Source organism: Caproicibacter fermentans (assembly GCF_014303955.1).
In the GTDB taxonomy this organism is placed as follows: Bacteria; Bacillota; Clostridia; order Oscillospirales; family Acutalibacteraceae; genus Caproicibacter; species Caproicibacter fermentans.
The window spans coordinates 1,334,740-1,345,749 of the sequence record NZ_CP060286.1; the positions used below are offsets into that span (position 1 = coordinate 1,334,740).

Sequence of the window (11,010 nt, forward strand, 5' to 3'; positions counted from 1 at the left end):
TTATTCGTGGTCAACCTTGAACATGTGCTTAATCAGTTCGAGGACCTTGTTGCTGTAGCCCCACTCGTTGTCGTACCAGGATACCAGCTTAACAAAATGATCGTTCAGCATGATACCGGCCTTCGCGTCAAAAATGGAGGTACGGGGATCACCGAGGAAATCGGAGGATACAACCATATCTTCCGTATAACCGAGAATGCCCTTCATCTCGCCTTCGGAAGCTTCCTTCATCGCGTCGCAGATTGCTTCATAAGTCGTGGGCTTTGCAAGGTTCACGGTCAGATCGACTACGGAAACATCCAGCGTCGGAACACGCATGGACATGCCGGTCAGCTTGCCCTTTACGGAAGGAATTACAAGAGCGCAGGCCTTTGCGGCGCCGGTTGTGGAGGGGATGATGTTGCCGGCCGCGGCACGGCCGCCGCGCCAGTCTTTCTTGGAAGGACCGTCCACTGTTTTCTGGGTTGCCGTGGTGGAGTGTACGGTTGTCATAAGGCCCTCTACAATGCCGAACTTGTCATTGACAACTTTGACAATCGGAGCCAGGCAGTTCGTTGTGCAGGACGCATTGGAGACAACCTTCATATCCTTCTTGTACATGTCAAGGTTTACGCCGCAGACAAATGTGGGCGTGTCGTCTTTCGCGGGAGCGGAAATAACGACTTTCTTTGCTCCGCCGGTCAGGTGAGCGGAAGCCTTTTCGGTGCTGGGGAATACGCCTGTGGATTCGACGACATATTCAGCCCCGACTTTTCCCCACGGAATCTGAGCGGGGTCCTTTTCCTCAAAAACAGAGATGGCTTTGCCGTTTACAACCAGCTTTCCATCTTCGGCTTTGACCTCCCCCTGAAAATGACCGTGCATGGTATCATATTTTACCATGTAAACCATGTAATCGGGATCGATAAAAGGATCGTTAATTCCTACGACCTCAAAAGTTTCGGGCTGAGCGACCGCCGCGCGGAACACAAGGCGTCCGATACGGCCAAAACCGTTGATGCCAATCTTGATGGACATAGATTGCTACCTCCTAATTCAATCAGACTTCTTTCTTTCAACACCTATTTTAGTACATTGGGAAAACTTTTACAAGCCTTTTGATAATATTTTAACTAGCTTTCTTCCGTTGTGGGGTCATTTCTGGAGTAAAACGGACTCGGACCCGCCGTAACAAATTTTATACCGCTCCCGCAGGCCTTGCGTAAAAAACCTGCATATTCGGAAATGGATCCTTCCGCGTTCAGCATCGGTTTGTTTCCCTGGCCGTCCGCGTCGGGGGGTTGTCAGCCGAGACGGGTCTTCAAGGCCGGCGGCTCCGGCCGGAACTGTTTCCGCTGCGGCGGGAACCGCCTGCAAAGCAGATAAAAAAGCGACGATATAGAATGCCAGCGCAATATTCGCCATGTGCATGCCGATGGAAACAACGCCCGCGGTGATGCCCGCGGCGAAAAACTGGATGCTGCTCGGAATTCCTGTCGCCAGTGCTATTAACGCCGCCGGCAGACCAACCATGTAAATCATTTTTCCACTTTTTGTACTTTCTATTCCTGTGAACAGTTTTGCCTGCGTAAACAGGAATAAAAGCAGAAAAACAACCGTAAATGTATGGTAGACATCCTCCGCCAGATTCACCACGGCAGAATAGGCAATAAACAGAACCACAAGGTACAAACATCCCCAAACCGAAGGAATCAGCGCCAGAAGCGGATGGCTTCCAATTTTACGCAGGCCGGTCGCAAGGTCGTAAGCCGTCAGCATTAAAACGGCTCCGGTCAGAATTCCGGCTCCGCAAAAAATCTGGTAAAAAATCTGCCCTTCCCCAAAAAAGCCGGCGGTTAATCCGACGACCGACTGAACGAGAACAAAGATTCCGGCGACCGCGCCCAAAACAGCGGCGACAACATTCCTGAGCGGTGCGGCGCTGATTTCAGCCCTCCCGTCCCGGCTGGAAAAATACGCTGTTAGAAAAGCTCCGGCAACCAGCAGTATGGACGCCGCTGCGACCGACTTTCCCCCGTCCGAATAAAACCCGGTCTGAGGATTCAGATATCGGAGCATCGAAAAAATTCTGATTGGGAGAACCAGAACCAGGGTACCCAAAAAAGCAATCCAAGCCCGTTTCATAGTGGTTTCCTCCATAATTTTAATTTCTTTGATCGATCGGAACATACGGAATGCTTTTCGAAAGCGAACGGTACGCCGGACGCATAATCCGGCCGCAGGTTTCCATTTCCTCAATTCGATGGGCACACCAGCCGGCAATTCTGGAAACGGCAAACATCGGCGTGTACAGATCGCTTGGGATTCCAAGCATTTCATACACAAGGCCGGAATAAAAGTCGACGTTCGCGCACATGACCTTGGGCTTTCCTGTTACTTTGGCAAAAACCTCCGGCGCGAGCTGTTCCACGCGCTCGAACAGGTCGAACTGGTCCTTCATCCCGCGCTTTTCGGCCAGCTTACAAGCCTGTTTTTTCAAAATGACCGCGCGCGGGTCGGACAAAGTGTAAACCGCGTGCCCGATTCCGTAGATCAGGCCGGAATGGTCGGGGACTTTTTTACGCAGGATTCTTTCGAGATAGTCGGAAACTTCCTCCTCGTCCTTCCAATCCTTAACGCCTTCCATCAGCCCGTTCATCATTGTCATGACCCGGTGATTCGCGCCGCCGTGCCGAGGGCCTTTCAGTGAACCGATCGCCGCACTGATCGCAGAATAAATATCGGTACCCGTGGACGAAAGCACCCGAGCCGTAAAGGTGGAATTATTCCCGCCCCCGTGCTCCGCGTGAATCAACATGCAGATGTCAAGCAGCTTCGCTTCCTCATCCGTAAACGACCGGTCCGGACGGATCGCGTTTAAAATCGATTCCGCCGTAGACTGATTCGGGTCCAAAGGATGAAAGTACATGCTTTTCTTATCAAAATGCCGCCGTTTTACCTGATAAGCATAGGTCATGATGGTTGGCAGGCGGGCAATCAGCTGAATCGCCTGACGCATGTTGTTTTCCAGCGAAAGGTTATCGGGATCGCCGTCATAGGAATAGAGCGCCAGAACAGACCGCGCGAGCTTGTTCATGACATTTTTGGAAGGCGCCTTGATGATCATGTCCTCCGCAAAATACTCCGGCAGTTCCCGGCAGCTGCTCAGCACCTCCCGGAAATTGTCCAGCTGGCTCTTGGTCGGCTGTTTTCCAAAAAGGAGCAGCCATGCGACCTCTTCAAATCCAAACCGGTTTTCAGCCGTGCATCCGTTTACGATATCATTCAGGTCAATTCCCCGGTAAGTCAGTTTTCCAACGTCCGGGATCAGCTCACCGTCGGCAATCAGATATCCGTGTACATTACAGATCAGCGTAAGACCCGCCATGACGCCCGTTCCATCCGGATTGCGCAGTCCTCGCTTCACCTGATAAAGTTCAAAATTCTCCGGGGAAATTCGGTTATTCGCACGAAACTCATTGCAAAGGGCTTCCAGTTCCGGACTGTGATTTTCCAGATTGATTTCCGTCATCATAGCACCTTTCTTTCTGTAATTAAAGTAAAAATAAAGCCGCAGCTCAAATGGAAGATCGTGCGGCCCAATGGAAATTTATTTAATTAATAAATGTATTTTATCCCACCGCACAAGTAAAGTCAAGTGATTTGCTGTATACATTGCCGCGGTATTTGCAATAAAATTTGTTATTAATTTCATTATTTGAGCTTATTATTCCTATGTATAATTATAAATGTATATAATTGCATTATAGCGATTCATAAAATGTATGGACACTAAGGAGGAACGCAAAATGCATCACCGCAGAGGAGAATTTCTTCTGGGATTTTTCCTTTTTCTGGCCATGTTTCTGATCCCCTTTGTAGCTTTCGGCAACCCGGCGGCAGGCAAGGCCGGTTCCAGTAAAAGCGAAAGTCCGGCGTCCAGCCACCCCCAGGAAACCGGCAGCTCGTTTCATATTCTTGACACCGCGACGAAACAAATCCTGACCGTAGGCGATCGGGAATTCATGACCGGAGCCGTTGCGGCGGAAATGTCCCCCAGCGCGGAACAGGAGGCGTTGAAGGCACAGGCAGTAGCCTGTTACACTTATTACTGCCGACTGCGCGAAAATCAAAAAAAGACACCCGATTCGTCGCTGAACGGCGCCGATTTCTCCGCCGATCTGCAGAACGGCCAGATTTATCTGACGGACGAACTTCGAAAAAAACGCTGGGGCACCCATTACGACGAATACGCTCAGGCCCTGAAAACCGCCATCGACCCGGTGTTCGGTCTGGTTTTGAAAAGCGGCGGGGAATTGATCGAGGCAACCTATTATGCAATCTCATCCGGGAACACGGAATCTTCCGCTGACGTTTGGGGCGGCGAACGTCCCTACCTCATCTCTGTCGCAAGCCCGGGAGACAGATTCGCCGGCGGATACCAGACCACCGTCACCCTGTCCTTAGAAAAAATGAAAGCCTGCATTTTATCCGCCGCTCCGGATGCGGATCTATCCGGCGATCCATCCGGCTGGGCGGGTACCGCCGAACGCACCGCAGCGGGTTCCGTAAAAACGATCCTGCTGGGAGGAAAAAGCGTAACCGGGAACAACGCGCGCGCGGCTTTCGGCCTCCGCTCCGCGAATTTCACCGTCAGTTATTCCAACGGGCAGTTTACCTTTTCGGTGCTTGGCTACGGCCACGACGTCGGGATGAGTCAGGCAGGCGCGCAATATATGGCAAAGCAAGGCGCCGATTATCGGCAGATTCTATCCTGGTACTATCCGACGACAACGCTTGCGGCCTAACAAAACAGGGCGGATAAAACCGCCCTGTCCCTTTCTCTACCTGCTGAGCTTATTCGCGATGGAGACATCGCAAAGCTGCTTTATACTGTAAATTGCTGCGGCCTGATCGATTCCGTTTTGTTGTATATATTTATAAATATCCAGATTGTAATAGCGTAAATCGATCATGTGGATTTCTGAGAAATTCTGCGACAGGTAAGGAATCATCGAATTTGCAAATGAGTCCTTGATCAAAAGCAGCTTGCCGCCCTTTGCCTCTGGATTCTTAACCACTGTTACCGAAGGATTTCCGCCAAGGTAAACAGAGTATTTGTCCTTACTGTTCAAATACTGATCCCAGTAAATCCCGAGATGCGTTTTTTTGCCGGTCACCTGTGTAACGGCGGATTTTTCCTTTGTATACGGGAGAACCAGCGTATCCGGCTTCTGCCATGTGTTGACCGCCTTGGAATAGAGCGTCCCATAAAATGGCTGCGGCACAGCCTGAAAAATAAACGCGCTTTTGGGCAGGCTGTCAAAGCCCATCGCGGCGGCAAGCGCCCGATAGCCGACGTAGGCCCCCTCGGTATTCCAGTGATGATCGGTTTTAAAATAGTAATCCCGACCCGTTTTCAAACTCAAGCTGGAAAACAGGTCGACTACCTTTGCTTTTCCTCCCACGGTCTGTTCCAGCTCCTCCAGTTCCTGATGCTGGTCATGGTTCGGCGCTGAGTACGGAAGGTTCTCAGACTGCTCCTGAGAGCCGGAGGGCACCGGAAGGATCGTGAGCCGCAAACTGGATTTTTCCGCGAATTGCGCGAGTGCTTCCGCGTTTTTCTGAAAGATTCCGGTTCTATCCGGCAGAAGAACCTCGTAAATATGATCGTTTTTTCCGAAGTATACGCCGCCCTCCGCGGGGATCGAACCGTAATCCGCCGCAAGGTCGCGCTTGCCGAGCATCAGCTGCTCCGCCGTATTCAGCGTGACAAAGGTATTGCGCAGCGGGAAATGGTCGCCGACGTAATTTTCAGCCGATTTCATAAAGCGCCCGTCCAAAACGGTGTCCAGAGTCGGAACCGGCGTCGGTTCCAGAGCTCTGTTTTCATTTTCCGAAAACGTCTGCTTCGGCGCAGCCGCCAGACAAAATATACCGGCTAAAATCGCGGCGGCAAGCAAGAACGCAGCCGCGAGTGCCGCCGGCCGGCAGACGAACCTTTTCAGTTGCACTTTTCTCAATCTGTTCATCAGCGTCCCCCGTCAAAAACGGAAATATAAAAACGGATTGTAGGAATTATCGACAAGAGCGGCAATCGAGAGCAGGAAGAGCACCGTCATACCCGCGCTTCGCAGCGCAAGCCCGGTTCTTCCCTTCCGGTCAAGCCACCCCAGCAGCCTGGCGGGATACGGCGTGCAGAACAGCGCCGCAAGCAGAAGGATCGGCGCGCCGGTGATCAGCGCGTACACGCCGAGGGAATCCGTCCCACCGGAAAAGCCGAACATCGCCGCGACCACGCCGCACGCGGCGCGAAGATCCGTGTACGAAAAGAACACCCATCCCACAACCGCCGCCAAAAATGCGTACAACCATTGAAAAAACACGGGAATGCGGTCCAGCCATTTTTGCAGGAACAATTTCTCACATATGATTAAAAAGCCCCAATACGCGCCCCAGACCGCAAAATTCCAGCTGGAACCGTGCCAGAAGCCCGTCAGAACCCACACGACGGCAAGATTCCGGACAAGCTTTACGGTGGAGCACCGGTTGCCGCCAAGCGGAATATAAAGGTAGTCGCGGAACCAGCGGCCCAGCGTCATGTGCCAGCGGCGCCAGAAGTCGGAGGCGCTGCGAGAGCTGTACGGCAGATTGAAATTTTCCGGCAGGATAAAGCCGAACATCCTGCCAAGGCCGATGGCCATGTCGGTATAGCCCGAAAAATCAAAGTAGATCTGAAAGGTAAAAGCAAGCGCGCCCAGCCATGCGCTTAAAGCGGAGGGATGCCCGAAATACTGAACCTTGTCCGCAATCAGCGCAAGATTGTTCGCAAGCAGCACCTTTTTAAACAGGCCGTGCAGAAACCGCAGCGCCCCCTCCGTCACATGCTCCATGGACTCCGTCCTGCCGCGAAGCTGCGCCTGCATCTCTTTATACTGGATGATCGGCCCGGAAATCAGGTGCGGAAAAAAGGACACGTAGGTTCCGAAATCGATCAGGCTTTTCTGCGCGGGCGCTTCGCCGCGGTAAATATCAATCGCATAGGAAAGGGATTCAAAGGTATAGAACGAAATCCCGATCGGCAGCGCGGCGGCCGGAACCGGAATCGAGAACGAAAACGCGGAATTCACGGTGGAAACAAACAGCGCGGCATATTTGAAATAAGCCAGCATGCCGAGGTTGACGCAAATCCCGAACACAAGCACCGCCCTGCGCGGGCCCGGACGGCCCGCAAATCGCTCCAGAAGCGTCCCCACCGCGTAATCGAACACGGCGGTGAACAGCATCAGGAACACATAAACCGGCTCGCCCCAGGCATAGAAGACCAGGCTGAACGCGAACAGGCACAGGTTTCTCCATTTGCGCGGCAGAAGATAATACGCCGCGAGCGAAACCGGAAGAAAGATAAAAATAAAAAACAGGCTGCTGAATAACATATGTATTTCGAGTCCTTTCCCCCGATTTTTTTATCCTAATCTATTTTATAAGTATTGACAAAAAAAAGCAAGAGAACGCGAAGATGTTTCTTCGCGTTCTCCCTTATCAGCCGCCTTGCTGTGTCCGTTTCAAAACTGCGCTGTACGGACCCGGCGGCTCCTTTTCAACGTCTCTTCCCATACGATTCGCACAAAGCGGCGGCCTGAGTTTTCACCCAAACCGCCGCCACGCAAATACAACTTACTAATTTGTTGAGTCAGTAATTGTTTTGTTTAGGGGGTTTTGCTTAGCCGACCTTAGCAACGTTCACCTTAGTGCCGTTAACATATACGCCGGTCTGTGCGCCTACAGCGCCGACAGCAGTAACTTTGAAGAAGTATGTGCTGCCGTTGTGTCCAACCAGTTCATAGTGGAACACATTGGAAGAACCAAGCGTAAAGGTCGGGGCCGCGCCGTTATTCGTGGTAATGCCATACTGGTAAGTGGCACCCTTTTTTCACGGTAAGAGCGGCAGTTGTGTCGCTCTTGAAGGTCTGGGAACCGGAAACGGTAACAACCAGAAGCTTCGTGCCGTTTACATAGATGCCGGTTGCTTTGCCGTTAGCATTTGCAGCGGCAGTGATCTTAATGAAATAATCGTTGCCGGATTTGCCAACGTTTGTAATGGAGCTGATGACACCAGCGGAACCAGCAGTCATGACCGGAGCTGTCGGAGCTGTGATCTTGAACTGATAGGAAGCGCCGGGAGCCAGTGTAAAGTCTTTCGTTGTGTCGGAAACAATTGCCGGAACTTCCGTAGCGGTAATATCGCAGGTTGCGTTGCCGTAATCAGAAGTATCAACAATATATCCGTCAGCATCATACAGATTCGCAGTCAGGGTCGTGTGATTTTCTGAAGCAAACGTGCTATCAATCGCATTCACAGTAACCGTTGCCGTATTACCGGAAGAAGTCATCGCGAACACGTCGCTGCTGCCGCCGTCGAGCTCCCAGCCGATGGTATAGCCTGCCGGAAGGGAAGTGCCGCCCGGATAAGCGGAAGCCGTAAAGGTTTCAGACTGGCCTTTCGCGATGCTGGAAGTGGATTTGTTGATCTGAAGTCCAGCAAAGTCAAGCGTATCAATCTTAAAAGTATCAACATTATTGCCTGCAGTCTTTGCAAGGGTAAAGCCATAGCAGCTAAAGTCGCCAACATCAACAGCATCAGAAGCAGCCTTGAAAACAGTCGTGCCGGCCGCAAGTGTAGAGTCGGAAAGCTTCAGTTTTGTGCTGGAAACGCTGCCGGTTACATACAAACTGCCGGCCTTCATCACCATGCTGCCGTCACCATCAATCGTATCAGCGGTAATTTTACCGGTGAATGTAATCGAAGTATCGGTATCGGCATCAATCGTATCAGCATTTACATCGCCGTTAACCGTAGCAGAAGTGTCACTGTTGACAGCATTGATCGTTGTGTTTGTTGCATTCTTAGGAGCAGGAATTGAGCCACTGAACGCATCATTGTCGTCGCCAAGAGATAATGTGCTCTCAAAAGAATCCATATCGATAGCCTTAACCGTCGCATCTGAACCCTTAACAGTAATTGTACCGTCTGCCGCTTTCTCAACAATGCCAGCAGCCGCAACGGCAGCTTCATTTGCATAAACCATAACAGAAGGAGCCTTCAAAGTCCCAGTTGCAATCTTTGTGTCGGAATCAGAAGACTCTACGTCGATATCATCGTCGGAAGTAACATCGCCGACAGTACCGCCGTAAACTTTAACCTCACCGTTACCGGAATCAGCGTCAGTCGTCTTAATGTTACCCGCATTACCACTGTTAATTGTTACATTACCTGTGGAACCGCTGGTAGTAATATCACCGACTTTACCATCTGCAAGTTCAACGTTGCCGGAATCAATATCCACATAGCCGACACGGGCATCGCCGATATTCAAATTGCCGACAGTTCCTTCAATGCCTTTAACATTTGTCTTTTCATCAACATTGACACTAGATGTGAGCGCTGGGAAAACCACAACGGAATTCGTAACATCCAAGTCTTTCGCAGAATCTCCAGAACCATCTTTCAGGTTCTCAATTCTGCTCTTACCGTTGTCTTTCTGGATTACATAGGTACCAGGAGTTCCACCGTAGGAGCCGCCGTCTCCGCCAGCAGCCGTATTAGCTGTGAGATTCTTAAGGGCCGTCTCAATATCAACCTTGTCATCCACTTTTGTCTTCAGGACATACTTGTCATCGGAGCTTGTGGAAACCTTGCCGGTTCCATCAATCTTCTTGAATGTGAACGCAACATTGGAAGTGCTGGCGTCCTTCGTAAAGAGGTTGGTCGCGGAATCATAAGTTTTAGAGGAGTCTTTCAGGGACTTACCAACTACAACCTGAAGCGCAGCGTCGGTTGTCTGAGAATCGAACGCATTTGCTGACAGACTATCATCAACGCCCAACAGGTGTACATTATCTGAGCCGCTTGTAATTTCCACGGAGTAAGCAACACCATTGAAATTGTCAGGCAATGTCACCTTATCTTTTGCCGTGGTCAGATAAACCGGCTGATACGTTGCAAGGGCATCTTTGCCATCGTCGTTTGTATCATCTGCAGCATTCGGTTCTGCGATAAAAAGTCCTACGCGCTTTTCTGTGTTCCTTGTTTTTGCAAAAGTTTTAAAATCGTCCGGTCCACAGCCCAAGTCGATTGCACCATCCTTGGCTTCACCAAAAACAATCTGACCCTTGTCGTAAACATGAACCGTTACATTTTTTCTGGCTTTGACGGTGTATTCATTGCCGTCATTGTCAGTATAATCGCCCTTGTACAGAACAGAAATAACTTCTGAACCGGATTTGCTGGCACTCTTCAGTTTCAGCGTAGCAGTATCATCGTTGTCGCCGCTGAGCTGAAGCGAAACAAGGCTGTCACCTGAAACATGGGAAATCGCGCCGACCTTCGGATTATCAACTGCTTCTCTGGTGTTTGTCTCGATAGTATCGCTGTTCCCATTCACCAAGAAATCGTTCAGGTCAATTTTCCGGCCACCGCCATTTACAAGGTAAATGTCGTCGTGAGCCTGCTTATTGACGATTCCGCTCATGCTTTTTGTGGAAGCAGAAGCGAGGGTTACTGGAAGGCTTGAGGCAATCAGCGCTAATGAAAGCAGTGCTGCCAGAGCTTTTCCTCTGAATTTTTTCATCCTTTTTTGTCCTCCTTAAAATAGTTCGTTGTGCATTTGCGTGTGCTATGAGAATTTTAACATACATCTTAGCCGCGGACCGGAAGGCCCTTGACTGAAAACGATACCCGCTTTCCCCGCGCCCCACAGCGCGCCTGAGCGCGGCGACCACAAGCACCGCTCATATGTTTAATTGGATTATAAGATATTTGGTACTTAATGTCAAGTACATTGTGGATATATTTTTTAATAAAATTTGCACTTTCGCTATGATTTTTACAGATTTTAAGCCAAATTCTTCATTTTCTCCGGAAGAAATTGGAAGTGCGGCGATGAGATTTTTTTACCGGCTCAGACAGCCGTCCGCGGGATGTCCCCGCTTAGGAATTTTATGCCGGTTTCTTTGGAAAAATTCCGTGAA

At 50.6% G+C, this 11,010-nt stretch carries 7 protein-coding genes; 1 reads left to right on the top strand and 6 read right to left on the bottom strand.

The window, feature by feature from the left end:
- The 3 genes from gap to HCR03_RS06715 form a co-directional block, all read right to left on the bottom strand.
- Complete coding sequence (gene gap, locus HCR03_RS06705; RefSeq protein WP_187037255.1) at positions 1-1,017, bottom strand: type I glyceraldehyde-3-phosphate dehydrogenase; 1,017 nt, start codon at positions 1,015-1,017, stop codon at positions 1-3.
- Between the two features lie 117 nt (positions 1,018-1,134).
- The gene (locus HCR03_RS06710; RefSeq protein ID WP_187037257.1) at positions 1,135-2,124 is read right to left on the bottom strand and encodes a hypothetical protein; all 990 of its coding nucleotides are present in this window, start codon (positions 2,122-2,124) and stop codon (positions 1,135-1,137) included.
- Between the two features lie 19 nt (positions 2,125-2,143).
- Positions 2,144-3,514 (bottom strand): citrate/2-methylcitrate synthase, encoded by a 1,371-nt coding sequence (locus HCR03_RS06715; protein WP_083210272.1) that lies wholly within the window; start codon positions 3,512-3,514, stop codon positions 2,144-2,146.
- A gap of 274 nt (positions 3,515-3,788) precedes the next feature.
- On the opposite strand from HCR03_RS06715, the gene spoIID reads away from it, so the two are divergent.
- Positions 3,789-4,787: a stage II sporulation protein D gene (spoIID, locus tag HCR03_RS06720; protein WP_187037259.1), complete on the top strand. Its 999-nt coding sequence runs from the start codon at positions 3,789-3,791 to the stop codon at positions 4,785-4,787.
- Positions 4,788-4,823: 36 nt separating this feature from the next.
- Here spoIID and HCR03_RS06725 read toward each other — a convergent pair whose 3' ends face one another.
- The 3 genes from HCR03_RS06725 to HCR03_RS06735 all read right to left on the bottom strand — a co-directional run bounded on the left by HCR03_RS06725 (position 4,824) and on the right by HCR03_RS06735 (position 10,610).
- On the bottom strand, positions 4,824-6,011 hold the full coding sequence (locus tag HCR03_RS06725) for a DHHW family protein (RefSeq protein ID WP_066649853.1): 1,188 nt from the start codon (positions 6,009-6,011) through the stop codon (positions 4,824-4,826).
- A gap of 12 nt (positions 6,012-6,023) precedes the next feature.
- Positions 6,024-7,415, bottom strand: coding sequence for an MBOAT family O-acyltransferase (locus tag HCR03_RS06730; protein ID WP_066649850.1), 1,392 nt, complete (start codon positions 7,413-7,415; stop codon positions 6,024-6,026).
- A gap of 456 nt (positions 7,416-7,871) precedes the next feature.
- Positions 7,872-10,610 carry an autotransporter outer membrane beta-barrel domain-containing protein gene (locus HCR03_RS06735; protein ID WP_187037261.1) on the bottom strand — a complete coding sequence of 913 codons (2,739 nt, stop codon included), beginning with the start codon at positions 10,608-10,610 and terminating at the stop codon, positions 7,872-7,874.
- Positions 10,611-11,010 lie beyond the last annotated feature (400 nt).